This is a genomic window from Streptomyces similanensis (genome assembly GCF_039543625.1).
GTDB lineage: Bacteria > Actinomycetota > Actinomycetes > Streptomycetales > Streptomycetaceae > Streptomyces > Streptomyces similanensis.
Genome location: NZ_BAABKC010000073.1, coordinates 38,150 through 61,945, shown reverse-complemented (window position 1 = coordinate 61,945; position 23,796 = coordinate 38,150). Strand labels below are relative to the sequence as shown.

Genomic DNA, 23,796 nt, shown 5'->3' with positions numbered 1-23,796 from the left:
CGTCCGGACGGGGGCCGTGCGCCGGGGGATGCTTCCGTGCGCGCCCGCTGCGATCCCCGCATAACGGGCAAAGCGGCGAACGGCTGTTGACGTGCCCTGTCCGTTTGATCACGCTTGTGGCAGCGATTCGCCGTGAGGGGACGACGAGGGCCGCACGCCGGAAGCTCCGGGTCACCGGAGGCCCGGCGTGCCGGAGACCTCGACGAGTGTGAGTCGTGCGGTCGGCGTCGGCCGGTCCCGGCAGAACCGAGGGGGGTGGGACCGGAGCGCCGAAGCCGGATGGCGGCGCGCGGTGCCGTGCTCGGGGCGGGCATGGGCGCGCCGCCACCCGGATCCGTTCCGTCGCCCTGCCGCTCGGGTCGGCCCGCCTTCTCCACAGGCTGTGGACGACTCCGCGCGCCCGGGCTCGCGTGCTCCGGCTCCGCCCGGCTCCGTTCCCGCTACGCTCCCGCCGCCGAGGAGACGGCCGTCCGCGCCGTCCGCTGGACCAGCGAGACCCCGTCGCTCATCGACGCGTTGCCGTCCGACAGGACCGCCACCAGGTAGGGGTGGCCGCCGACCGTGATCCGGCCGACGCTGTTCACGTCCCACAGTCCGGTCGTACTGCGCTGGAGCCAGCCGTTCTTCAGTGCCGTGCCCGACGCCGAGCCGGCCGCCGAGACGCCCCACGCCTGTGCGTCGTCCACGTTGTTCATCAGGCCCCGGAGATAGCTCCGGGACTGCTCGCTCAGGGCGGCGCGGCCCTGCTTCGGCGGGTCGAACACCGCGCGCAGCAGCCGTATCTGGTCGCTCGCCGTGGTCCGGGTCAGCCCCCACTTGGCGCCCGGGCCGCCCTGCGTCTCGGTCAGCCCCAGCCGCTTGTTCGCCGCCGCCAGGCCCGGTGCGCGGCCGATCTGCCGCCACAGGGCGTTCGCCGCCGCGTTGTCGCTCTCGCGGATCATCGGCTCGGCCCAGCCGCGCTCCCGCGCGGTGAGGGACCGTCCGGCGTCCTGTGCCTGGAGCAGCGCCGTCGCCAGGATGTCCACCTTGATGATGCTGGCAGTGTCGTAGGGGGTGTCGGCGCCGTACAGGACCGGCTCCTGCCGGGTGCCGTCGAGCGGGAGCACCGCCGCCGTCACCCGGGAGGCGTCCTCGGCGTGTGCCGGTGCGGCGGCGCCCAGGGCGCCGGCGGACAGCAGCGTCGCGGCGGAGACGAGGAGGGCGCCGGTCCTCGGACGCGGCACCGGGCGCAAGCGATTCAGCATATGGAGAAGGCCCTGTTCCTGGCGTTGGCGTATGGCGGTGGATCGGAGGATCGGACGATCCGAAGAACGAACATAAGCAAAACGCCCGGACCTGACGGTGACGGTCATCACCGAAAACCGGTTTATGCCCCAATTGTGAGAAGGGCCATAGACGCCGCGCCGTCCCGCTGGGGACCGCCCCTCAGACCGCGCCGCCCACCCGGAACGTGCGCCGGTAGGCGGTCGGGGTCACCCCGAGCGCCGCCTGCACGTGCTGCCGCATCGACTGCGCCGTGCCGAACCCCGCGTCCGCCGCCACCCGGTCCATGGACAGGTCCGTCGACTCCAGCAGGTGCCGGGCCCGTTCGACCCGCTGCCGGGTGAGCCACTGGCCGGGGCTCACCCCGACCTCCTCCCGGAACCGCCGGGTGAACGTCCGTACCGACATCGCCTCCTGCCCGGCCATGTCGCGCAGCTGGATCGGCTCGTGCAGCCGCTTCAGCGCCCAGGCGCGCGCGGTGGTCGTGGTGGCCAGCTGCGGGTCCGGCACCGGACGGTCGATGTACTGCGCCTGCCCGCCGTGCCGGTGCGGGGGCACGACCGTGCGGCGGGCCACGTCGTTGGCGACCGCGGTGCCGCGGTCGCGGCGCACCATGTGCAGGCACAGGTCGATCCCGGCGGCCACGCCCGCGGAGGTCAGCACGTCGCCGTCGTCGATGAACAGCACGTCCGCGTCCACCCTGATCCGCGGGAACAGCCGCTGGAAGCGGTCGGCGTCCGCCCAGTGCGTGGTCGCGGGCCGGCCGTCCAGGTAGCCGGCGGCGGCGAGCACGTACACGCCCGTGCAGATGGAGGCGAGCCGGGTGCCGGGCCGGACGAACGCGAGCGCGGCGGCCAGCTCCTCGGTCAGTCTCCCCTCCTCGAAGACCGGACCCAGCTCGTAGGAGGCCGGGACGATCACCGTGTCGGCGGTGGCCAGGGCCTCGGGGCCGTGCGGCACCTCGATCGAGAAGTCGGCGTCCGTGGCCACCCGCCCGGGCGGGCGGACGGAGCAGGTCACGACGTCGTACAGCCGCCGGCCCCGGGCGTCCTTGGGCTGCCCGAAGATCCGGTGCGGGATGCCCAGCTCGAAGGGGAGCAGCCCGTCCAGGGCGAGGACGACGACGCGGTGCGGCCGGAACGCGTCGCCCCGCGCACCCGTGCTCAGGTCCGTGTGCATGGCCCGATCCTAGCGAACCATGTCCCTCGGGCCACTCGATGCGGCGGCGTCCGCGGCGGAGGCTGTATGACGTGACCCAGACAACCGAACCCGTACTCGCCGTCGAGGAAGAGCCGCGCCCGCGCCGCACCACGATCCACCGAGCCTGGTTCGTGGCCGCCGTCACCTTCGTCACGATCGTCGGCGCGGCGGCCTTCCGCTCCCTGCCCGGCCTGCTCATCGACCCGCTGCACGAGGAGTTCGGCTGGTCGCGCGGCACGATCACCGCCGCCGTCTCGATCAACCTCGCGCTCTACGGGCTCACCGCGCCGTTCGCCGCCGCGCTGATGGACCGGTTCGGCATCCGCAGGGTGGTCGCCGCCGCGCTGACCGTGATAGCCGTCGGCGCCGGCCTGACCGTGTGGATGACCGCACCCTGGCAGCTGTGGCTGTGCTGGGGCGTGCTGGTCGGCCTCGGCTCCGGCTCCATGGCGCTGGCCTTCGCGGCCACGGTCACCAACCGCTGGTTCACCGAGCGGCGCGGCCTGGTCAGCGGCATCCTCACCGCCGCCTCCGCCTCCGGCCAGCTGATCTTCCTGCCGTTCCTGTCCTGGCTGGTCCAGTCCGACCACGGCTGGCGTCCGGCGGCCGTCACGGTGGCGCTGGCGGCCCTCGTCGTCGTCCCCCTCGTCTGGCTGCTGCTGCGCGACCACCCCGCCGACGTGGGCGTACGGCCGTACGGCTCGGCCGCGTTCGTGCCCAAGCCGCAGCCCGTGCCGGGCGCCGCGCGGCGGGCCGTGACGGTGCTCCTCTCGGCGGTGCGCACCGGCCCCTTCTGGCTGCTGGCCGGCACCTTCGCGATCTGCGGCGCCTCCACCAACGGCCTGATCCAGACCCACTTCGTGCCCGCCGCCCACGACCACGGCATGCCGGTCACGGCCGCTGCCTCGCTGCTCGCGGTGATCGGCGTCTTCGACGTGGTCGGCACGATCGCCTCCGGCTGGTTCACCGACCGCTTCGAACCGCGCCGGCTGCTCGCGGTGTACTACGCCCTGCGCGGCGTCTCCCTGATGTTCCTGCCGATCGTGCTGGCGCCCGGCGTCCACCCGCCGATGGTCTTCTTCATCGTCTTCTACGGCCTCGACTGGGTCGCCACCGTGCCGCCCACCCTCGCCCTGTGCCGGGAGCAGTACGGCGAGGACAGCGCGATCGTGTTCGGCTGGGTGCTCGCCTCCCACCAGATCGGCGCCGCCCTCGTCGCCTACCTCGGCGGCGTGGCGCGGGACGCCCTCGGCTCCTACGACACGGTCTGGTACGCCTCGGGCGCGCTGTGCGCGGCGGCGGCGCTGATGGCGCTGGTGATCCGGCGGAGGCCGGCCGCCGCCGTGGCGTGAGCGGACGGGACGCCGGTCACGCGGGACGGCCGGGCGGGCCGGTGCGGCTGCCGGGCCGAACGCCGGTCACGTGGTGCGGCCGGTCACGTGGTGCGGCCGGTCACGCGGGACGGCCGGTCACGTGGTGCGGCCGGTCACGCGGTGCGGCTCGGCAGGCTCGTGCGGGTGCCCGCGTGGCGGCGGGCGACGGTCCGCGCGATCCGCTCCGCGTCGATCGCCAGCTCGCGCAGCATGCCGCTGATGGGGTTGGTGAAGCCGGTGAAGTACAGACCCGGAGCGTCGGCGGCGGTGCGCGGGCCGTGCACGCGGGGACGGCCGCGCTCGTCCAGCACTCCGAGGTGACCGACCAGGTCCGTCAGACCGCGCGTGTAGCCGGTCGCCGCGATCACGGCGTCGGGATCGATCCGGGCGCCGTCGGCGAGGACGACCTCGCCGCCCTCGAAGCCCTCGACCGCCGCCACCACCTCCACCCGCCCGGTGCGCACGGCGTCGATCAGACCGACGTCCTGGACCGGGATCGCGCCCTGCCGCACCCGTGAGTACAGGCCCGTCTCCGGCCGGGGCAGGCCGTGCGCCGACAGGTCCGGCACGCTCAGCCGGGCCAGCGGCCGGGCCAGCCGGTCGACCAGGGCGACCGGCAGCCGCCGGCACAGCACGCCGGTGTACTGCGCGGCCCACCCGGCGGTCGACCGGCGCACGAGGTGCGGAACGGTGCGCACCGCCAGCCGTACCCGCCGGGCGCCGCCCTCCACCAGGTCGACGGCGATCTCCGCGCCGGTGTTGCCGACGCCCACCACGAGCACGTCCCGGCCGGCGTAGGGCGCCGGGTCGCGGTAGGCGCGGGCGTGCAGCAGTTCGCCGGTGTACCCCGCGCGGCCGGGCCAGTCGGGCAGCCGGGGCGTGTGGTTGTGGCCGGTGGCGACGACCACCGCGCCGCCGGTCAGCTCCCGGCCGCCGGTGGCGCGCAGCAGCCAGCCGGTGCCGTCCGGGGCGCGTTCGATGCGGGAGACCTCGACGCCGGTCACGATCTCCAGCTCGTGGTGCTCGGCGTACTTCTCCAGGTAGCGCACCACGTCGTCGCGCGCCACCCAGCGGCCGAACCGGCGGGGTATCGGCAGGCCGGGCAGCGCCGACAGGCGCCGGGTGGTGTGCAGGTGGAGCCGGTCGTAGTGGCCGCGCCAGGTCGCGCCCACCCGGTCGGACTTCTCCAGCACGACGGCGCGTACGCCCCGCGCGCGCAGGGCGTACGCGGCGGCCAGGCCGCCGGGGCCGCCGCCGACGACGTAGACGGGGCGGTCGGCGTGCTCGGGCGGGAGCGCGGCGGTCGGGTCGGCGGGCGTGGTGGCGGTGGTGGGGGTGGAGTCGGCCATGAGGGGGAGCGTATTCACGCACCCGGTTGATGGGTCTCGGTCAAGACCGGAATTGGTTGCGGATTGATCACACGTGCCCACGGTCCGTACGCGGCCCGGCGCTTCGGGGCCGCCGTCTCCGCGCACCCGCCGTCCGCTCGGCCACAATGACCCGATGGCCGACATACGTGAGCAGACCTTCGCCCCGCACGCCCTCGACCTGCGCGGGGACGGACTCCGGCTGCGCCTGTGGGACCAGGGCCGCGAGGAGGACGTACGGACCTGGCTGCGCGGGCGCGCGGACCCGGAGTTCCGGCGCTGGAACACCCCGCTGATCATGGAGCGCGACCTCGCCGACGCCCGCGAGTCCCTCGCCTCCCACCTGGCGGAGGCCGCCGACGGCAGTGGCATGCCCGTCTGCGTCACCGACGAGGCGACCGGCGCCGTCCTGGGCCACGTCGGCCTGCACGTCACCAACCGCACCCTGCGCTGCGGGCGGGTCGGCTACTGGATACTGCCCGAGGCGCGCGGACAGGGCGTCGCCACCCGGGCGCTGCGGCTCGCCACCCGCTGGGCGTTCAGGGAACTTCCCCTGCACCGCATCGAGTTGGGTCACGCCGTCGGGCACGAGGCGTCCTGCCGCATCGCCGAGCGGTGCGGGTACCCGGCCGAGGGGGTGCAGCGCGACGCGATGTGGCAGGAGGGCCGCCACGACGCCTACCGCGACTGCCACCTGCACGCCCGGCTGACGACGGACCCGGAGCCGGAGCCGCGCCCGGGCCGCTGAGGCGGCGAGGCGTCACGGCCACAGCAGCTCGCGGGTCCAGGTGTCCCCGGCGGCGGCCCGGCGGTAGCGCAGGCGTACGTGGCGGCGGCGGGCGTCGCCCTGGAAGAACTCGACCTCGGTGGGGCGCAGGCGGTACAGGGTCCAGGTCGGCGCCTCGGCCCCCGGATCGTCCTCGGCCCGCTCCCAGGCCGTCCGCGACGCCTCGGCCAGCTCCTCCAGGGAGCCGAGGACCTCGCTCTGGCGGCCGGTGAGGGCGGCGGCGAGGGCGCCCGTGGAGCGGACCCGCAGATCGGCCCGGGCCTGCTCGGCGGGTGCGGTCGCGACCGGGCCGCGCACCCGGACCTGGCGGCCGAGCACCGGCCAGTAGAAGGCGAGGGCCGCGTGCGGGCGGGCGGCCAGCTGCCGTCCCTTGCGGCTGTCGGCGTGGGTGGCGAAGGCCCAGCCGGCCGCGTCGGCGCCGTGCAGCATCACGACGCGGACGTCCGGACGCCCTTCCTCGTCGGCCGTCGCCAGCGACATCGTGTGCGGCTCGCGCTCACCGGCCGCCGCCGCCTCGGCGAGCCAGGCGGCGAACAGGGGGAGGGGCGCGTCGGGTGCGGCGGCGGGATCGAGGCCGGGCAGCGTGGTGACCTCGGGGTCCCACACCCGCAGCGACTTCAGCAGCTCCTGGAGATCGGTGTCCATGCCCCGAGTATCAGCGGTGCGGGCCACGGGACCGGCCGGACAACGCGACAGGCGGCGGTCCACTCGGGTGAACCGCCGCCTGCCTGACAGGACTTGTGGCCGGGGTGAACCGGCGGCCGACCGGGCGCCGGTTATCTGCTCGGCTTCTTGCCGGTGATGCCGAGATGCACCAACAGAGCCAGGTTCGGCTTGAGTTCGGCCTGCTTCACGCCCCAGGAGGAGAAACCCTTCTGGTGCGAGGCGACCGCGGCGAGCATCGCGACGAGGGAACCGGCGATCGCCGCCGGGTTCACGTCCTTGTCGACCTTGCCCTTGGACTGGAGTTCGGCTACCGAATCCGCGAGGGAGCCGTTCACCGCGTTGAGGATCTTCATCCGGAGCTTGTAGAAGCGCTTGTCGCCCTCGGCCGCCCCGAGATCCACGACGCGCAGGATCGCGTCGTTGCGCCGCCAGAACTCCAGGAAGCCGTCCACGAGTTCCTGGGCGGTCTGCCAGCCGGCCTTGCCGACCCAGGAGCGCCCCTGCACCAGACCGGTCAAATCGGCGCTCTCGGCGGCCATTTGCTCGGCGATCTCCAGGACGGCGCCCTCGACGTCCGGGAAGTACTGGTAGAAGGTCGCGGGCGAAGTTCCCGCCTTGCGGGCGACGTCGATGACCTTGACGTCCCGGTAGGGAGAAGAGCTGAGCATGTCGCTGAGGCAGTCGAGCAGCTTCTGCCGGGTCGCCTGCCCACGCCGCCCGGCCACACGGCCGTCGACGGTACGCACTTGTCCTGTCATGTCGTCAGCTTACCGAGGGGTGATGGGAGCGCGATTCGGCCGACTGCAAATGGGGTGCGCGGGCGGCTCGGGGCTGGTGTGCCTGGTCTGCGGGCTGCGGAGGAGCCGGTTACTTTGGCGGCATGGCCGAAAACAGGGCATCCGTGTACACCGAAGGCGTCCCCTGCTGGGTGGACGCTCAGCTCCCCGACGTGGCGGCGGGCCGGCGCTTCTACGGTGCGCTCTTCGGGTGGGAGTTCGAGCAGCGGGAGCCGTCGTACGGCCGCTCCGTGCTGGCCCGGCTGGACGGCGAGCCGGTGGCCGCGCTGACGCCGAAGACGGACGGCCGGATGCCCACGGTGTGGACGGTGTACTTCGCCGCCCCGGACCCCGCGCCGCTGACCGGGCGGGTCCTCGCCGGGGGCGGCCAAATCGTCGCCCCGGCGGCGGGCGTCGGCGGGCTCGGCACGGCCGTCCTGGCCGCCGACCCGGAGGGCGCCGTCTTCGGGCTGTGGCAGCCGGCCGGCCGCGCCGGCTTCGGCCGCCGGCACGAGCCCGGCGCCTTCGGCTGGGCGCAGCTCTACACCCGCGACACCGAGGCCGCCAACGCCTTCTACGGCTCCCTCTTCCACGACGCCCTCTTCGGCCCCGACGCCCGCCCCGACTTCGGCCGCGCCCCCGTCGCCGACGTCTTCCCGGCCGAGATGCCGCCGCACTTCCTCGTCCACTTCGTCGTCGAGCGGGCCGGCGAGGCCCTGGACGCGGCCGTCGCCCTGGGCGGCCGGGTGCAGGTACCGCCCTTCGAGACGTCCTACGGCACCGTCGGCGTCGTCGTGGACGATCAGGGGGCGTCCTTCGCCGTACTGGAGCGGTGAGGCCCGGCCGCACGGACGAGGCGGGGCCCCGCCGGGCCGGGAACGCGGAGCCCCGCCGGAACGGAAAACGGAGCCCCGGCGTCCCCGGAAAGCGGAGTCCGGGCGCCCTCGGACGGGGGCCGGGTGTCCCGGACAGGTGAAATCGGCACGCGGTCCGGCTGGAAAGCACCGCTTTGGCGGAGAATTGCGGTGGGACATCCCGATTGGTCGGCGGGTTCGCAACCAGTGCCCCGGCCAGGAAGAATCGGGGTGCGCGCCGCCATGGCGGTGCGGTGGGTGAGACGCTGCACGGGGGCCGCGTACACAGGTGGTGACGCGGCCCGTACGGGGAGGTGGCAGGCAAGTGGATCAGCTGACGCAGCACGATCCGCGGCGGATCGGGCCGTTCGAGGTGCTGGGACGGCTGGGCGCCGGCGGCATGGGGCTGGTCTATCTCGCGCGCTCGGCGTCCGGCCGGCGGGTGGCGATCAAGACCGTCCGCACCGAGCTGGCCGAGGACCAGCTCTTCCGGGTCCGCTTCACGCGCGAGGTGGAGGCCGCGCGCGCGGTGTCCGGCTTCTACACGGCCGCGGTCGTGGACGCCGATCCGCGCGCCGCCGTGCCCTGGCTGGCCACCGCCTACGTCCCCGCGCCCTCCCTGGAAGAAATAGTGACCGAGTGCGGGCCGCTGCCGGCCCAGGCGGTGCGCTGGCTGGCGGCCGGCATCGCCGAGGCGCTCCAGTCCATCCACGGCGCCGGACTGGTCCACCGGGACCTGAAGCCGTCCAACGTCCTCGTGGTGGAGGACGGACCGCGGGTGATCGACTTCGGCATCGCGTCCGGCGTTTCGAACACCCGTTTGACGATGACGAACGTCGCCGTCGGCACCCCGGCCTACATGTCCCCCGAGCAGGCCAAGGACTCCCGCAGCGTCACCGGCGCCAGCGACGTCTTCTCGCTCGGCTCCACCCTCGTCTTCGCGGCCACCGGGCACGCCCCCTTCCACGGCGCCAACCCGGTCGAGACCGTCTTCATGCTGCTGCGCGAGGGCCCGGACCTCGAAGGTCTCCCGGACGAGCTGCGCCCGCTGATCGACTCCTGCATGCAGATGGAGGCCACCGGCCGCCCCTCGCCCGCCGACCTCCAGGCCCAGCTCGCCCCCCACCTCTTCGGCTCCGGCTCCGACGACAGCGGAACGGCCTCCGCCTGGCTGCCCGAACCGGCGGTGGGCCTGATCGAGTCCCGCCGCGGCGGCCGCCCCACCCCGCAGCCCACCTCGCCCGGACCCCGGCCGCACGTGCCGCCGCCGCCCTCGCACGCCCCGGCCGTCCCCGGCCCGCACGCCCCTCTCCCGGTGGGCGCGCCCGACCCCGGCCCGGTGCGGCTGGCCGGCGCACGGGTGCCGATCGGACCCGGGCCGCGCGTCGCCGACGCCCGCGCCGCCGCCGTGAAGGCGCCCCCGCCCGAGGCCGGCCTCGCCGCCTCCTGGTCCAAGCCGCGCCCCGGCGCCGACCCGATGGCCTCCGCCGTCGCCCCCATGCCCGGCGTGCCGGCCGTGCCCCCGGAGACCGCGCCCGGCTGGCGCCCCTGGCGCTTCCGCATGTCCAACGACGTCTGGGGCACCCCCGCCGTCGCCGACGACCTCGTCTACGTCACCTCCTTCGAGGTGCACGCCCTGGACGTGGCCACCGGCCGCCGCCGCTTCAAGACCCGTGACGTGGCCTGGTCGATGGCGGTCGCCGACGGCCGCGTCCACGCCTCCGACGGCCCCACCCTGTTCGCGCTGGACGCCCGTGAGGGCGCCGACCTGTGGCGGCTCCAGACCGACGCCTGGGTGTACTCCCTCAAGGCCGACCGGGGCACCGTCGTCACCGGCACCCGCGGCGGCGGCGTCCAGGGCTGGGAGGCGGCCGGCGGCCAGAAGCTGTGGGAGATCACCGGCTGCCAGAGCGACTTCGAGACCCCCGAGGCCGGCCCCGCCCTGCACGACGGCACGGTCTACGTCTGGCAGGACGCCCGGCTGCGCGCCCTGGAGGCCCGCACCGGCGAGGAGCGCTGGGCGTACCCGATCGGCGACGCGGCCTCCTGCGGCGGCGTCCCGGTCCGCGTCACCCCGGCCCCCGACGGCCGCGTCTACGTCTGCGCCGGCACCCGCGTCGTCGCCCTCGACGTGGCGAGCGGGCACGTCCGCTGGCACTTCGAGGCCCCCGCGGTGTTCCTGTGCCCGCCCGCCTTCGCCCCCGGCCCGGCGGTCACCGGCGGCGGCGTCTACCTCGCCGACTACCTCGGCACGGTCTACGCCCTCGACGCCGCCGACGGCCGCGACCGCTGGCGCATCGCCACCGAGGCGCGGGCCGCGATCGACCCGGTGCTGGTGGCCGCCGGCCATGTGCACGTCGGCAGCGGCCAGGGCCTCTACACCCTGGACGCGGTGACCGGCACGCCCAAGTGGCGCTTCCAGTCCGGCGGCGAGATCGTCGGCTCCCCGGCGGTGGCCGAGGGGCGCATCCACTTCGGCTCCACCGACAGCCTGCTGTACACGCTGAAGGCCGACGACGGCCGGCTGCGCTGGAAGCTGGCCACCGGCGGCGAGATCACCGGCTCCCCGGTGGTGCGCGACGGCGTCGTCTACGCGTGCAGCAAGGACCGCTGCGTGTACGCGCTGGACGCGGAGAAGGGAACGGGCACGGCGCGCACCACGTGACCGGGCCCCGCGGCCGCCGGTGACGGCCACCGCACCGCGTCACCGTCCGCTCCCGCGGGGCTACAGCAGGTGCGCGGCACCCGTCGCCCGGTCGATAGGGTGACCGCCATGCATATACGGGGAGCACGCGAAGCGCGGGGACGGGGACGGGGTCGCAGCCTCAGGCTGGCGGCGGTGCTGGGGGCGACGGTACTGGCGCTGACCGGCTTCTCCCGGGGCCACGGCCACAGTCACGGCCACGGCGGCGGAGGGGGCGGGTGCAGCAGCTCGCACCAGGACCACGACAGCACGTCGTCGTCCTCGTCGGGCGGCGGGAGTTCGTACGACGACACCGACGACGAGGAGACCTACGGCAGCGGCGGCACGAGCGGCGGCTCCTACAACCGCCGCCCCGGGTACCGCTCCACGCCGTCGTCCTCCGGCACGGCGAGCGGCGACGGCCCGGCCGAGGGCACGGTGCGGCTGGTGAGCTGCGCGACGCCGAAGGCGCCGTACGCGACCGTCGAGGTCGCCAACCCCAACGGCGCCGAAGTGGACTTCACCGTCAGCGTCGACTTCCGCAACACCGTCGACCAGGTGATCGCCTACCACTCCGCCCGGGTCACCGTCCCGGCGAACGGCAAGTCCCGGGTCCGCGTCCCCCTGGCCGACGACACCGTAGGGGACGACGGCCTGATCGACGAGGTCGACCACTGCGACCCGGACCCCGCGGCCGTGCCGGCTGGCGGTTGACGGAGCGTGAGACGCGAACGCGCCCGCAGGAAGCGGGCGCGCCGGTGAACCGCGTCTGAATCCGGACATGACTCGGCCGCGGCGGCTCCCCCTCGGCGCCACCGCGGCCGGTCCCCCCGTCCCCCCGGAAGGCCGGTGTGTCAGGCCTTCTCGTCGGTGATGTGCGTGTTGAGCGGCTTGACCTCGGAACCGGCCGCCGCGTCGGTGATGTGCGTGTTGAGCGGCTTGATCTCCGAGCCGGCCTTCTCGTCGGTGATGTGGGTGTTGTCCGGCGTGACGACCGGCTCGTCCTTGGCGATGTCGCTCATGGTGGTGCCTCCCCTTGGAGATGACGTGCAAGGCGTGACCGGCTCATCCGGACATTCCCCCGTGGATGGCCGGATGAGCCATGGAGCCGCCACTCTAGATCGCGAGCGCGGCGGTCTCCCCGCTGGCCCGTACGCCCCCCGACGTGACGGACCGATAGGAGAAGCATGCCGTGGGGTGATAAACGTTCGATGAACGCCCCGGCGAGGCGCCCCTCAGGCGACGTTCGCCGACGCCAGCAGAGCCTGGACGGTGGCGGCCTCAGGTGAGTTGAGCCGCTGGTAGATGTCCAGCGCCTCGCGCCAGCACACCTCGGCCCTGCCGGACTGACCGATGCCGTTCAGTGCCTGCCCGAGCACGGTGAGCACGTTCCCGCGCCGCCACGCGCCGCCGATCTCCCGCAGCGGGGTGAGGGCCATCTCCGCGTTTGCCGCCGCCTGGGCAGGACGCTGGGCCAGCAGGTCCACTTCGGCGAGGCGGAAGAGGGTCATGCCCTCCCACAGCCGCTGCCGGCTGGCCCGGAACACCTGTAGCGCCTGGCTCAGATGCCCGGTGGAGTCGGCCGGCCGGCCGCTCTTGCCGAGCGCGACTCCGAGGGCGTAGTGGCCGTTGGCCGCCTTGAGGAGGTGGCCCAGTTCCTCGTACATCTCCGTGCCCTGCCGGGCGAGGTCCACGGCGCTGTCGGCCCGGCCCGTCTGGAGGTGCAGACGGGAGAGGTTGCACAGCGCAGCCGCCGCCCCCGAGAGGTCGCCGCAGGCGCGGAAGTCCGCTATGGCCCGCTCCAGATACTCCTCGGCCTCGGTGTACCGGCTCTGGTAGAAGGCGAACACCCCGAGGATGTTCGCGGCCCAGCAGCACGGCAGCGCGTCATGGGCGGACTCGGCGAGGGCGAGGGCCTGGCGGGCTTCCTCGTCGGCCTGGTCGAACTGGCCCGACCAGTGGCGGGCGTTGGCCAGCACCAGGACGGCACGCCCCTCGGACCGGCTGTCGGCCGCCTCGCGCGCGGCGTCGCGCAGCGCCGCTCCGACCGCCTCGTACTCCTTGGAGTTCGCCCCCGACTCGGCCAGGTCGACCGCCGCCCACAGCAGGTCGACGGCCCGGCGCAGCGTCGTCGGGCCCGAGGACTGCCGTACGCAGGCCAGCAGCGGCACCGCCTCGGCGTAGAGCCAGTCCCACGCGGCGCGGCGGTCGGGGAAGACGAGTCCGGGCACGGCCGTCTTCTCCAGGTGGTCGACGAGCCGGTCGCCGGGGCGTTCGATCGCGTACACCCCCGCCGCCGTCGCCAGGTAGAAGTCGAGCAGCCGCGACAGAGCCGCGTCGCGTTCGCTCAGGGGTTGCTCGTCGCGTTCCGCGCAGGCGCGGGCGTAGAGGCGGACCAGGTCGTGGAAGCGGTAGCGGCCGGGCGCGGCGGACTCCAGCAGGGAGGTGTCGACCAGGGACTCCAGCAGGTCCTCGGTGTCCTCCGCCGGCAGGTCGAGCAGGGCGGCCGCGGCGGCCAGGGAGATGTCCGGGCCGTCGGCCAGGCCCAGCAGGCGGAAGGCGCGGGCCTGGGCCGGCTCCAGCTGGCCGTAGCCGAGTTCGAAGGTGGCCTTGACCGCCAGGTCGCCCGCCTGGAGCTCGTCGAGCCGCCGCCGCTCGTCGGCGAGCTTCGCGGCCAGCACCGACACCGTCCAGGTGCGCCGGGAGGCGAGCCGGGAGGCGGCGATGCGGATGGCCAGGGGGAGGAAGCCGCAGGCGGCGACGACGTCGAGGGCGGCCTCCCGTTCGGCGGACACCCGCTCCTCGCCCACGATCTTGGTGAAGAGGGACAGCGCCTCCTCCGGGCTCATCACGTCGAGGTCCACCAGGTGCGCGCCCGCCAGGTCCACCATCCGCACCCGGGCGGTGACCAGGGCCGCGCACCCCTCGGTGCCCGGCAGCAGCGGTCTGACCTGGGCGGCGTCGCGGGCGTTGTCCAGCAGGACGAGCACCCGGCGGCCGTCCAGCACCGAGCGGTACAGCGCCGCGCGCTCCGCCAGGGAGTCCGGGATCGCCGATTCGGCGGTGCCCAGGGCGCGCAGGAAGGAGCCGAGGACGGTCTCCGGTTCGGCGGCGCGGGAGCCGGTGCCCTGGAGGTCGACGTAGAGCTGGCCGTCGGGGAAGGCGGCTCTGGCCTGGTGCGCCACGTGCACGGCCAGCGTGGTCTTGCCGACGCCGCCGATCCCGGCCAGCGCGGAGACCGCCATCACCCGGCCGTCCGCCGACGCCAGCACCTCGCTCAGCTCGACCACGAAGGCGGAGCGGCCGGTGAAGTCGGGCACGGTCGCCGGGAGCTGGGCGGGGCGCACCGGCGCGGGCGGCGGTTCGGCGGGCGGCGCGGAGGGTTCGGCGAGGGCCGGGTCGGCCTGGAGGATGCGCTGCTGGAGGTCGCGCAGTTCCGGGCGCGGGTCCACGCCGAGTTCGTCGGCGAGCAGCCGCCGGGTGTCGGCGTAGACCGCGAGGGCCTCGGCCTGGCGGCCGCTGCGGTAGAGGGCGAGCATCAGCAGTTCGCGCAGCCGCTCGCGCAGCGGGTGCGCGGCGGTCAGCGCGGTCAGCTCGGAGACGGCCTCCGCGTGGCAGCCCTGTTCGAGGTCCATGTCGAGCCGGGCTTCGAGCAGTTGCAGCCGCCACTCCTCAAGGCGGGCGCGCTGCGCCTCGGCGTACGGGCCCGGCAGCCCGGCCAGCGGTTCGCCGTCCCACAGGCCGAGCGCGCCGCGCAGCGCCTCGCGGGCGCGCCCGAGGTCGCCGGCCGAGCGGGCCTTGTCGGCCTCGGCCGCCAGTTCCTGGGCCGCGGCCAGGTCGAGCGCGCCCTCGCCGAGGCCGCGTACGGCGTAGCCGCCGGACTCGCTGACCAGGATCTGCGGGTCAAGGGCCTTGCGCAGCCGGGAGGCGTAGGTGCGCACCGCGGCCAGCGCCTGGTGCGGCGGTTCCTCGCCCCACAGCGCGTCGATCAGCTCGGCCGCGGTCGCCGTCCGGCCCTCGCGCAGCAGCAGGGCGGCGAGCAGGGCGCGTTGCTGCGGTGAGCCGGTGGCCAGCAGCTCCGTCCCGCGCCAGGCGCGCACCGGGCCGAGGACGCCGAAGCGCAGCGTCGCCGGTGCTCCGGGACCCCGCTGCTCAGGCATTCGCGGTACACCGTCCATCGCTGCCCCCTGGCCACCTGCCGAACCAACCACCGTCGAGAGGCCCAGTTTGCCTTGCTCGTGCCGGATGCGTCAGCTCCGCGAGACGGCGATCACAGGCCGCGGGGCGCGGTGTCACAAGGCCCTCACAACTGTGGATCAGGGCTTGCGGCCCAGTCCGCCGTGCTGCCCGATCGGCTTCGGGACGCCGGCGCCGCCGTCCGCGGCCGGCTCCGGCCGCCACAGCGGCACCGGCACCACGCCGGGCGCGACCAGTTCCAGGCCCTCGAAGTAGCCCTCGATCTCCTCGACGGGCCGCAGGAAATAGGGAACGGCGCCGGTCTCGTTGTAGGCGTCCTGGGCGCGCTCGTACTCCGGGTCGGTGCCCCGGGAGCCGTCGTTGACGGACAGGTAGCTGCCCGAGGGCAGGCCGGCCAGCAGCCGGGCGACGACGGAGCACGCCTCGGCGTGGTCGGCGACGTGGCCGAGGGTGCCGCTGAGGATCAGGGCGGTGGGCCGGGACAGGTCCAGGGTGTCGGCGGCGGCCGCCAGGATGCGGTCGGTGTCGTGCAGGTCGGCCTCGACGTAGGCGGTGGCGCCCTCGGGGCTTGAGTAGAGCAGGGTGCGGGCGTGGGCGAGCACCAGCGGGTCGTGGTCGACGTAGACGATCCTGGCGTCCGGCGCGCCGCGCTGGGCGACCTCGTGGGTGTTGTCCTGGGTGGGCAGGCCGGTGCCGACGTCCAGGAACTGGCGTACGCCGGCCTCCTCGACCAGGTACCGGATGCTGCGGCCGAGGAAGGCGCGGCTGCTGCGGGCGATGGTCACGATGCCGGGGAAGACGGCGGTGTAGGCGTCGCCGGCCGCCTCGTCCACGGGGTAGTTGTCCTTGCCGCCCAGCCAGTAGTTCCAGATCCGGGCCGAGTGCGGCACCGAGGTGTCGATCCGGTCGGCGGCCGCCCCGGGGGCGGAGGTGTGCGCGTGCTCGCTCATGGTTCCCATCTCCCCGGCCGGGCCCCGGCCGTCCCGTGCGTACGTCGTGTGTCGCGGCCAACATATGTCCCAACGCCCGCGCCGCACCGGGCGGTTCCCGGCGCCGTCACCGGGCGGCCTGTCCGGTGGCCGCGGCCGTGACCGTGGCCGCGGCCTCGCTACGGACGGGGGCGACACAGCGGACCGAGCCTGAGACACGCACTGCCCGGCCTGCTCCCGGAACGCCCCGCCGGCGGCCACGACCTGCCGAAGCGGTTCGAGACCTCGCCGGCCGACGTCCGGCCGGCCACGGCCGGGGACCGCCGCCGGGGACCGTCGCCGGGCCGCGCACCGCCCGCCCCGCCGCCGTTTGCGCTGATCATCACGACCGTATGCTCGAAGGATGACGACTTCCGCGACCTACGGAACCGGCCCCACCGAGAACTCCCTGCGTCGCGCGCTCAAGCGTGCCCGGGACGGCGTCGCACTCGACGTGGCCGAGGCGGCGGTGCTGCTCCAGGCCCGCGGCGAGCACCTCGACGACCTCGCCGCCTCCGCCGCCCGGGTGCGCGACGCGGGACTCGAGGCCGCCGGCCGCCCCGGCGTCATCACCTACTCCAAGAGCGTGTTCATCCCGCTGACCCGGCTGTGCCGGGACAAGTGCCACTACTGCACGTTCGTCACCGTCCCCGGCAAGCTGCGCCGCGCCGGCCACGGGATGTTCATGTCCCCCGACGAGGTCCTCGACATCGCCCGCAAGGGCGCCGCACTCGGCTGCAAGGAAGCCCTGATCACCCTCGGCGACAAGCCCGAGGACCGGTGGCCGGAGGCGCGCGAGTGGCTCGACGCGCACGGCTACGACGACACCATCGCCTACGTCCGCGCCGTCTCCGTCCGCATCCTGGAGGAGACCGGACTGCTGCCGCACCTCAACCCGGGCGTCCTGACCTGGACCGACTTCCAGCGGCTCAAGCCGGTCGCGCCCTCCATGGGCATGATGCTGGAGACCACCGCGACCCGCCTGTGGTCGGAGCCGGGCGGCCCGCACCACGGCTCCCCGGACAAGGAACCCGCCGTACGGCTGCGGGTGCTGGAGGACGCCGGGCGCTCCTCGGTGCCGTTCACCTCGGGCATCCTCATCGGCATCGGCGAGACGTACGAGGAGCGCGCCGAGTCCCTGTTCGCCCTGCGCAAGGTCGCCCGCGCCTACCACGGCGTCCAGGAGCTGATCATCCAGAACTTCCGCGCCAAGCCGGACACCGCGATGCGCGGCATGCCGGACGCCGAACTGGACGAACTGGTCGCCACCGTCGCCGTCGCCCGGCACCTCATGGGCCCCGCCGCCTGCCTCCAGGCCCCGCCCAACCTGGTCGACGGCGAGTACGGACGGCTCATCGGCGCCGGCGTCGACGACTGGGGCGGCGTCTCCCCGCTCACCATCGACCACGTCAACCCCGAGCGCCCCTGGCCGCAGATCGACAAGCTCGCCGAGCACTCCCGCGTGGCCGGCTTCGAACTGCGCGAACGGCTCTGCGTCTACCCGGAGTTCGTCACCCGCGGCGAACCCTGGCTCGACCCGCGGCTGCTGCCGCACGTGCGCGCCCTGGCCGACCCGGCGACCGGCCTCGCCCGGGCGGACGCCGTCGTCGAGGGCCGCCCCTGGCAGGAGCCGGACGAGGCGTTCACCTCCTCCGGACGCACCGACCTGCACACCGCCATCGACACCGAGGGCCGCACCGCCGACCGCCGCGACGACTTCGACGAGGTCTACGGCGACTGGGACGCCCTGCGCGAGGCGGCCGCCCCCGGCATGGTCCCCGAGCGCATCGACACCGACGTGCGGCAGGCGCTGCGCACCGCCGCCGACGACCCGACGAAGCTCACCGACGCCGAGGCCCTCGCCCTGCTGCACGCGGACGGCCCCGCCCTGGACGCGCTGTGCCGGATCGCGGACGACGTGCGCCGGGCGGCGGTGGGCGACGACGTGACGTACATCGTCACGCGGAACATCAACTTCACCAACGTCTGCTACACCGGCTGCCGTTTCTGCGCCTTCGCCCAGCGCCGCACCGACGCCGACGCCTACACCCTCTCCCTGGACCAGGTCGCCGACCGGGCGCAGCAGGCGTGGGAGGTGGGCGCGGTCGAGGTGTGCATGCAGGGCGGCATCCACCCGGACCTGCCCGGCACCGCGTACTTCGACATCGCGAGGGCGGTCAAGGAGCGCGTCCCCGGCATGCACGTGCACGCCTTCTCGCCGATGGAGGTGGTCAACGGCGCGACCCGCACCGGGATGTCGATCCGCGAGTGGCTGACCGCGGCCAAGGAGGCCGGCCTCGACACCATTCCCGGCACGGCGGCGGAGATCCTGGACGACGAGGTCCGCTGGGTGCTCACCAAGGGCAAGCTGCCCACGGCGACCTGGATCGAGGTGGTGACGACCGCGCACGAGCTGGGCATCCGCTCGTCCTCCACGATGATGTACGGCCACGTCGACCAGCCCCGCCACTGGCTCGGCCACTTCCGCACCCTCGCCCGCGTCCAGCAGGAGACCGGCGGCTTCACGGAGTTCGTCACCCTGCCCTTCGTGCACACCAACGCCCCCGTCTACCTGGCCGGCATCGCCCGCCCGGGCCCGACGGTGCGGGACAACCGCGCGGTCACCGCGATGGCCCGGCTGCTGCTGCACCCGCACATCCCCCACATCCAGACGAGCTGGGTCAAGCTGGGCGCCGAGGGCGCGGCCGAGATGCTGCGCTCGGGCGCCAACGACCTCGGCGGCACGCTGATGGAGGAGACGATCTCGCGGATGGCGGGCTCGTCGTACGGGTCGTACAAGTCGGTCGAGGACCTCGTCGCGGTGGCGGCGGCGGCCGGCCGTCCGGCCAGGCCGCGCACGACGCTCTACGGCGAGGTGCCCGAGGAGCGGCAGCGCGCGGCGGCGGCCTCGGACGGGCACCTGCCGAAGCTGCTGCCGGTGCTGGAGTGAGCCGTCCGGCGTCCGCTGACCGGTCGGGGCCCGGATCGCTCGCAGTAGGATGATCCGGCCCCGACAGGAGGGGTCGAGTAGCCGAGGAGATGCGTGCCCATGCCGGCCCGAATACCTTCGTGGGCCTGGGTCAGCGGCCTGACCGCGGGAGCCGTCGCGGCGGTCGCCGTGCTCGCCGTACAGGCCGGCCACGGTCCGCAGCCCACGGCCGCGACCGCCCGCCCGAGCACGTCGGCGTCGGCCGGCGCGCACCACCCGGCCGCCTCGCCCAAGCCCAGCACCCCGCCCGAGCCGCCGGCCGGCTCGGGCACCGGCCGCCGCGTGGTCTACTCGCTGGGCCAGAAGCGGGTGTGGCTGATGGACGTGCGCGGCATGCCGGTGCGCACCTTCGCCGTCTGGCCGGGCACGGTGAACCCGGACCCGGGCGCCTACGCGATCTCCAAGCGGACGGAGACCGGCACCGGCTCCGACGGCGTGCGCATCGAGCACGTCCTGTACTTCGCGGGCAAGGCGGGCGTCTTCGTCGCCTTCAGCAACGCCGTGGACGGCGCCTCGCCGCCGCCGGTCGCCCCCGACGTCAAGACGGGCGGCGTCCGCACGGGCAAGGCCGACGGCGCGGCCCTGTGGACGTTCGCGGCCAAGGCGACCCGGGTCGTGGTCGTCGCCTAGCGGCGCCCCGCCCCGACACCTGGCTGCGCCCCGCCCCGTCGCCTAGCGCCGCCCCGCCCCGACACCTGGCGGCGCCCCCGCCCCCGGCGGACGGCGCCCCGCCCGAAATCGCCCCCTGAACACAGCCTTCCCGTTCGACTACAGTGCCGAGCGTCGTGCGTACGGACGGTGCCGTGAGGGAGGTCTGGGTGAGTACGACGACCGGTGTCGTCTGGGGCCGCGCCGAACAGCAGGACTTCCGCGGCCGGGTGCGCGGCACCCTGCTCGGGGCGGCGCTCGGGGATGCGCTGGGCGCGCCGGTGGACCGGCTCGACCTGGCGGAGATCCAGGCCGAGCACGGCGTCGAGGGCGTCGTCGACCTGCTGCCCGCGCACGGCCGGCGCGGCGCGGTCTCGCACCTCACCCAGCTCACCCTGTTCTCCGTCGACGGGCTGATCCGCGCCCAGGTGCGCCGCGACACCGGCGCCTGGCACCCGCCGACCGACCTGCACCGGGCCTATCTGCGGTGGGCGGCCACCCAGCGCGACTGGGGGCCCGACGAACGGCGCGCGGAGGACGGCTGGCTGGCCCGGGAGGAATGGCTCTACGCCCGCCGGGACGCGCCGCGGGCGCTGCTCCTCGGCTTCGGCGACGACGTCATGGGCACCCTGGAGGCGCCCAAGAACCCCGCCGAGCCGGGACCGGAGGCGGCCGCCAGATCGGCGCCGTTCGGGCTGCTCGTCGGCTGGGAGCCGCAGCTCGTGGTGCAGCTCGCCGTCGAGTGCGCCGCACAGTCCCACGGCCACCCCGCCGCGTGCCTGGCGGCCGGCGCGTACGCCGTGATCGTGCACGGCCTCGCCCGCGGCGACGATCTCGACGGCGCGGTGCAGAAGGCGCTGGCGCTGCTGGCCGTACGGCCCGGGCACCAGCCGGTGTCGGACGCCCTCCAGCACGCGCTGGGCGCGGTGCGCCAGGGCATGCCGGGCCCCGGGCGGGTGGCGGAGCTGGCGCGGGAGGGGAGCGCGCAGGAGCTGCTGGCGGTCGCCGTGTACTGCGCGCTGGTCGGCGAGGACGTACGGCACGGGCTGTGCCTGGCGGTGAACCAGAGCGGGCCCTCGGGCGCGGCCGGCGCGCTCACCGGCGGCCTGCTGGGCGCCCTGCACGGCGAGACGGCCCTCCCGCCGGCCTGGCTGGCCGAGCTGGAGGGCCGTCCGACCCTGCTGGCCCTGGCGGACGACTTCGCGATGGAGATGACCCAGGGCCCCGCCCTGCACGGCCCCGGCGGCTCGTCCCCGGGCTGGCTGGCCCGGTACCCGAGGGGCGCCTAGACCGGTCCGTCCTCGCGCGTCGTGGCCCGGAGGCCGGGCAGGACAGAGCCCCCTCGGCAAGGACGGCGACCTCGTCGAGAGGGCTCCAGGTGCTGGGGGTCGCTCCCCCTCACGCCTTCATCGCGTGCACGAAGGAGTTCCACGCCTCGGCGGGGAAGTCGAGCACCGGCCCCTCGGTGACCTTGGAGTCCCGGACGGCCATGGCCGCGGTCACCGGTGACTTGATCTCGACGCACGCGCCGTTGCCCGTGGAGTACGAGGACTTGGTCCAGGTGGCCGTGGCGCCCTGACGAATTGCCATTTCTGCTCCGGAATGCGAGTGGTGTGGTTGAGTCGCTGACACCGCACGACGCGTCGGAAACCCACAGCGCGGTTCACGCCACCGTTCTTGCTCGATGGCGTGATCGACGCTACTCGCCGGACTCGGTGTCGGAGGAAACCCGTTCACTCGTCCGAATGGCTTTTTTCCACAGGTCTTCCACGTAGCGAGATCACGATGTACCGTGCCGCCCGCTCGTCAACTAGCGTGCTTCTTGGCCATCTTCGCGATGAACTCGCGCGACTGCTCCACGTTCAGCGCCTGGGCCCGCAGGTGCTCGTACATCACGCTGTACCTCTGCACGTCGTTGGCCTTCTCCAGGTACAGGTCGCTGGTGACGCCCTCGATGTAGACGACGCTGGAGTCCGCCGCGTCCGGGAACTCCAGGATGGCGTACTGCCCGTTCAGACCCGGGTGCGCGCCCATGTCGAAGGGGATCACCTGCACGGTGACGTGCGGCAGCTGGGACTGCTCCACCAGGTGCTCCAACTGGTCGCGCATCACGTCGGAGTTGCCGACGGTGCGGCACAGCGCGGCCTCGTCGAGCACCGTCCACAGCCGCAACGGGTTCTCCGCGGCGGAGATTCGTTCCTGCCGCCGCAGCCGCACCTGGACGCGCTTGTCGACGTCGGCGGGCGCCGTCTCCGGCAGCGCGCCGGCGATCAGCGCCTCCGCGTACTGCCGGGTCTGCAACAGGCCCGGGACGACCTGCGGATCGTAGACCCGCAGACTCGCCGCGTCCGTCTCCAGACCGATGTAGACGCTGTATGGGATGTCGCCGAAGGAGTGCCACCAGCCCTGCTGGCGCGAGTCCTTGGCCATTTGCATCAGCGATTCGACGATCCGGTGGTCCTCCACCTCGTAGACCCCGCACAGGTCGCGGACGTCGCGCTGGCTGATGCTGCGCCGGCCGTTCTCCAGGCGGCTGATCTTCGACTGCGACACCAGCAGCCGCTCCGCCACCTCCTCGGCCGTCATGCCCTTCAGCTCACGGAGCCTGCGCAGTTCCTGGCCCAGCCGGCGCCGCCGGACGGTGGGATTGACATTGGACGCCACGGGACGTGCACCTCCGGCTGCGTACCTCTACTTTGCGTATCTGCTGTTGAGCAGATTGCCACCAACGTGCTTCCCGCCGCTGGAAAACGCCGGATATGCGGCCGCCGCGCGCCAGTTCGCGTGCACGCCGGATCGGGTGCCGCGCGCCCCGGACACGGCGGAGCGGGGTGGCGAGACCCTGGGGCCTCCCCACCCCGCTCGGCCTGCGGCTCCCGGAACCGGGACTGGGGACGTGCGGTGCGGCGGTCGTTCGTGGCGTGCTGTGGTGCGTGGCGTGCGGTGGTTCATGAGCGCGGTGGGTCGTGCGTGCCGTGCGTGCCGTGCGTGGCGCCCGTGGCGTGGATGGCGCCTGCCGTGCCGGTGTCCGTGCGTGCCGTGCCTCAGTGGGCCACGGCGCGCGCCATGGACCCGTGGTGCGCCTGCATCGGCACGCCGCGGGCGGGTTCCGGCCGGGCCCCGGCCGTGGCCTGGCCGCGGCGTGGCTGGGCCGCCGCGCCGTTCTGGACGTCCATCACGGCGTGCGCGACGAGTCCGCCCATCGGGTCGTGCCGGATCAGGTCCCGCAGCCGGGAACGCGACGAGCGGCCCTCGTTGCCCGGATACAGGTGCTTGCCGAGGCCGACCGCGTGCGCCAGCGCGGCGAGCGCCGCCGTCCGCGGGTCCGGCGGCACGCCGGTGCGGATCGCGGAGTCCAGCCGGGCCCTGATCTCCCGGCTGATGGCCGTGTCCGTCGCCTGGTAGCGCGTCGTCGGCAGCACCCCGCACATCTGGCCGGGCACGGCGGCGACCATGCCGCACCGCTCCAGATGCGAGAGATAGGTCTGGCGGAGCCCGAGACGGGGCCCGCCGATCCAGTGGACGGCCCGTACCGGAGCGCCGCGCCTTCGCAGCAACTCCAACGCGCAGTCCAGAGTCGGATCTCCTGTCGGCCGTGGCACCACCACGGCGATACGATCCCCGTCTGGGGCTATCCGTCCGGCCAGCGCCAGCTCCACTAGCTGCGCTCCGGCCAGACCCAGGTCGAGCGACTGCGGCTGTGCAGTGGTACCCGTGGTCGGGTCCAGCGCCAGCAGCAGAAGCTCCTCCGGAATGGTTCTGCGGCTCCTGCCCATCCATGCCTCCCCGCGTGGATGAATGACAGGGTGACCCCTCTCACATTGGTCTGTCGAGGGTGCGTGACCGGTTCGTAGTGGAACCAGTAGGTATGTCGTTCTCGTCTTCCGCGTGGGTTTGGTCCGCACACAGGACACTGGTACATGGTTCGGACAGCGGTACGACCGGTCGCTACGGCCGGTCGTGACCGGCCGGCGTCCAGGTGGCGGTTCACGGTTTCAGCAGCCGTACGCGGGGTGCGGCACACG

At 74.1% G+C, this 23,796-nt stretch carries 19 protein-coding genes; 8 read left to right on the top strand and 11 right to left on the bottom strand.

Annotated elements, in window-relative coordinates; genetic code table 11:
• Nucleotides 1-440 precede the first annotated feature (440 nt).
• Both ABEB07_RS24150 and ABEB07_RS24145 read right to left on the bottom strand, forming a co-directional pair.
• Nucleotides 441-1,244 carry a serine hydrolase gene (locus tag ABEB07_RS24150; protein ID WP_345670266.1) on the bottom strand — a complete coding sequence of 268 codons (804 nt, stop codon included), beginning with the start codon at nucleotides 1,242-1,244 and terminating at the stop codon, nucleotides 441-443.
• 181 nt (nucleotides 1,245-1,425) lie between these two features.
• Nucleotides 1,426-2,442 (bottom strand): GlxA family transcriptional regulator, encoded by a 1,017-nt coding sequence (locus tag ABEB07_RS24145; protein ID WP_345670264.1) that lies wholly within the window; start codon nucleotides 2,440-2,442, stop codon nucleotides 1,426-1,428.
• A 71-nt stretch (nucleotides 2,443-2,513) separates the two neighbouring features.
• Between ABEB07_RS24145 and ABEB07_RS24140 the strand changes: the two genes are divergently transcribed.
• Nucleotides 2,514-3,815, top strand: coding sequence for an MFS transporter (locus tag ABEB07_RS24140; protein ID WP_345670263.1), 1,302 nt, complete (start codon nucleotides 2,514-2,516; stop codon nucleotides 3,813-3,815).
• Nucleotides 3,816-3,949: 134 nt separating this feature from the next.
• Here the strand turns inward: ABEB07_RS24140 and ABEB07_RS24135 are convergent, their stop codons facing one another.
• Nucleotides 3,950-5,185: a flavin-containing monooxygenase gene (locus ABEB07_RS24135; RefSeq protein WP_345670261.1), complete on the bottom strand. Its 1,236-nt coding sequence runs from the start codon at nucleotides 5,183-5,185 to the stop codon at nucleotides 3,950-3,952.
• 154 nt (nucleotides 5,186-5,339) lie between these two features.
• Between ABEB07_RS24135 and ABEB07_RS24130 the strand changes: the two genes are divergently transcribed.
• Complete coding sequence (locus ABEB07_RS24130) at nucleotides 5,340-5,951, top strand: GNAT family N-acetyltransferase (RefSeq protein WP_345670259.1); 612 nt, start codon at nucleotides 5,340-5,342, stop codon at nucleotides 5,949-5,951.
• A gap of 12 nt (nucleotides 5,952-5,963) precedes the next feature.
• On the opposite strand, the gene ABEB07_RS24125 is transcribed toward ABEB07_RS24130, so the two are convergent.
• Together ABEB07_RS24125 and ABEB07_RS24120 are read right to left on the bottom strand one after the other, a co-directional pair.
• Nucleotides 5,964-6,635, bottom strand: coding sequence for a pyridoxine/pyridoxamine 5'-phosphate oxidase (locus tag ABEB07_RS24125; protein ID WP_345670258.1), 672 nt, complete (start codon nucleotides 6,633-6,635; stop codon nucleotides 5,964-5,966).
• 131 nt (nucleotides 6,636-6,766) lie between these two features.
• Entirely contained in the window at nucleotides 6,767-7,402 is a 636-nt protein-coding gene (locus ABEB07_RS24120; RefSeq protein WP_345670322.1) for a TetR family transcriptional regulator, read from the bottom strand.
• Nucleotides 7,403-7,536: 134 nt separating this feature from the next.
• Between ABEB07_RS24120 and ABEB07_RS24115 the strand changes: the two genes are divergently transcribed.
• From ABEB07_RS24115 to ABEB07_RS24105, 3 genes are all read left to right on the top strand, one after another.
• Nucleotides 7,537-8,268, top strand: coding sequence for a VOC family protein (locus ABEB07_RS24115; protein WP_345670257.1), 732 nt, complete (start codon nucleotides 7,537-7,539; stop codon nucleotides 8,266-8,268).
• A 343-nt stretch (nucleotides 8,269-8,611) separates the two neighbouring features.
• The gene (locus ABEB07_RS24110) at nucleotides 8,612-10,951 is read left to right on the top strand and encodes an outer membrane protein assembly factor BamB family protein (protein ID WP_345670256.1); all 2,340 of its coding nucleotides are present in this window, start codon (nucleotides 8,612-8,614) and stop codon (nucleotides 10,949-10,951) included.
• A 174-nt stretch (nucleotides 10,952-11,125) separates the two neighbouring features.
• The gene (locus ABEB07_RS24105) at nucleotides 11,126-11,683 is read left to right on the top strand and encodes a hypothetical protein (RefSeq protein WP_345670255.1); all 558 of its coding nucleotides are present in this window, start codon (nucleotides 11,126-11,128) and stop codon (nucleotides 11,681-11,683) included.
• A gap of 140 nt (nucleotides 11,684-11,823) precedes the next feature.
• Here ABEB07_RS24105 and ABEB07_RS24100 read toward each other — a convergent pair whose 3' ends face one another.
• From ABEB07_RS24100 to ABEB07_RS24090, 3 genes are all read right to left on the bottom strand, one after another.
• Nucleotides 11,824-11,991 (bottom strand): hypothetical protein, encoded by a 168-nt coding sequence (locus ABEB07_RS24100; protein WP_203633724.1) that lies wholly within the window; start codon nucleotides 11,989-11,991, stop codon nucleotides 11,824-11,826.
• 213 nt (nucleotides 11,992-12,204) lie between these two features.
• Nucleotides 12,205-15,147, bottom strand: a complete 2,943-nt coding sequence (locus tag ABEB07_RS24095; RefSeq protein ID WP_345670253.1) for an AfsR/SARP family transcriptional regulator — start codon at nucleotides 15,145-15,147, stop codon at nucleotides 12,205-12,207.
• Between the two features lie 138 nt (nucleotides 15,148-15,285).
• On the bottom strand, nucleotides 15,286-16,116 hold the full coding sequence (locus ABEB07_RS24090) for an SAM-dependent methyltransferase (protein WP_345670252.1): 831 nt from the start codon (nucleotides 16,114-16,116) through the stop codon (nucleotides 15,286-15,288).
• Nucleotides 16,117-16,498: 382 nt separating this feature from the next.
• Between ABEB07_RS24090 and ABEB07_RS24085 the strand changes: the two genes are divergently transcribed.
• From ABEB07_RS24085 to ABEB07_RS24075, 3 genes are all read left to right on the top strand, one after another.
• Complete coding sequence (locus ABEB07_RS24085) at nucleotides 16,499-19,084, top strand: bifunctional FO biosynthesis protein CofGH (protein ID WP_345670251.1); 2,586 nt, start codon at nucleotides 16,499-16,501, stop codon at nucleotides 19,082-19,084.
• 99 nt (nucleotides 19,085-19,183) lie between these two features.
• Complete coding sequence (locus tag ABEB07_RS24080) at nucleotides 19,184-19,753, top strand: hypothetical protein (protein WP_345670250.1); 570 nt, start codon at nucleotides 19,184-19,186, stop codon at nucleotides 19,751-19,753.
• Nucleotides 19,754-19,941: 188 nt separating this feature from the next.
• Nucleotides 19,942-21,060, top strand: coding sequence for an ADP-ribosylglycohydrolase family protein (locus ABEB07_RS24075; RefSeq protein WP_345670249.1), 1,119 nt, complete (start codon nucleotides 19,942-19,944; stop codon nucleotides 21,058-21,060).
• A 109-nt stretch (nucleotides 21,061-21,169) separates the two neighbouring features.
• Here the strand turns inward: ABEB07_RS24075 and ABEB07_RS24070 are convergent, their stop codons facing one another.
• From ABEB07_RS24070 to ABEB07_RS24060, 3 genes are all read right to left on the bottom strand, one after another.
• Nucleotides 21,170-21,361: a DUF397 domain-containing protein gene (locus tag ABEB07_RS24070; RefSeq protein ID WP_176149392.1), complete on the bottom strand. Its 192-nt coding sequence runs from the start codon at nucleotides 21,359-21,361 to the stop codon at nucleotides 21,170-21,172.
• Nucleotides 21,362-21,577: 216 nt separating this feature from the next.
• On the bottom strand, nucleotides 21,578-22,435 hold the full coding sequence (locus ABEB07_RS24065; protein WP_176149391.1) for a helix-turn-helix domain-containing protein: 858 nt from the start codon (nucleotides 22,433-22,435) through the stop codon (nucleotides 21,578-21,580).
• A gap of 380 nt (nucleotides 22,436-22,815) precedes the next feature.
• Entirely contained in the window at nucleotides 22,816-23,547 is a 732-nt protein-coding gene (locus ABEB07_RS24060) for a GOLPH3/VPS74 family protein (RefSeq protein ID WP_345670246.1), read from the bottom strand.
• Nucleotides 23,548-23,796 lie beyond the last annotated feature (249 nt).

Excerpts from the sequence above, each read along its gene's own strand:
- ABEB07_RS24060 (WP_345670246.1), bottom strand. The coding sequence starts at position 23,547 with ATGGGCAGGAGCCGCAGAACCATTCCGGAGGAGCTTCTGCTGCTGGCG.
- ABEB07_RS24145 (WP_345670264.1), bottom strand. The coding sequence starts at position 2,442 with ATGCACACGGACCTGAGCACGGGTGCGCGGGGCGACGCGTTCCGGCCG.
- ABEB07_RS24085 (WP_345670251.1), top strand. The coding sequence starts at position 16,499 with ATGACGACTTCCGCGACCTACGGAACCGGCCCCACCGAGAACTCCCTG.
- ABEB07_RS24150 (WP_345670266.1), bottom strand. The coding sequence starts at position 1,244 with ATGCTGAATCGCTTGCGCCCGGTGCCGCGTCCGAGGACCGGCGCCCTC.
- ABEB07_RS24095 (WP_345670253.1), bottom strand. The coding sequence starts at position 15,147 with ATGGACGGTGTACCGCGAATGCCTGAGCAGCGGGGTCCCGGAGCACCG.
- ABEB07_RS24125 (WP_345670258.1), bottom strand. The coding sequence starts at position 6,635 with ATGGACACCGATCTCCAGGAGCTGCTGAAGTCGCTGCGGGTGTGGGAC.
- ABEB07_RS24135 (WP_345670261.1), bottom strand. The coding sequence starts at position 5,185 with ATGGCCGACTCCACCCCCACCACCGCCACCACGCCCGCCGACCCGACC.
- ABEB07_RS24090 (WP_345670252.1), bottom strand. The coding sequence starts at position 16,116 with ATGAGCGAGCACGCGCACACCTCCGCCCCCGGGGCGGCCGCCGACCGG.
- ABEB07_RS24115 (WP_345670257.1), top strand. The coding sequence starts at position 7,537 with ATGGCCGAAAACAGGGCATCCGTGTACACCGAAGGCGTCCCCTGCTGG.
- ABEB07_RS24100 (WP_203633724.1), bottom strand. The coding sequence starts at position 11,991 with ATGAGCGACATCGCCAAGGACGAGCCGGTCGTCACGCCGGACAACACC.
- ABEB07_RS24070 (WP_176149392.1), bottom strand. The coding sequence starts at position 21,361 with ATGGCAATTCGTCAGGGCGCCACGGCCACCTGGACCAAGTCCTCGTAC.
- ABEB07_RS24080 (WP_345670250.1), top strand. The coding sequence starts at position 19,184 with ATGCCGGCCCGAATACCTTCGTGGGCCTGGGTCAGCGGCCTGACCGCG.
- ABEB07_RS24130 (WP_345670259.1), top strand. The coding sequence starts at position 5,340 with ATGGCCGACATACGTGAGCAGACCTTCGCCCCGCACGCCCTCGACCTG.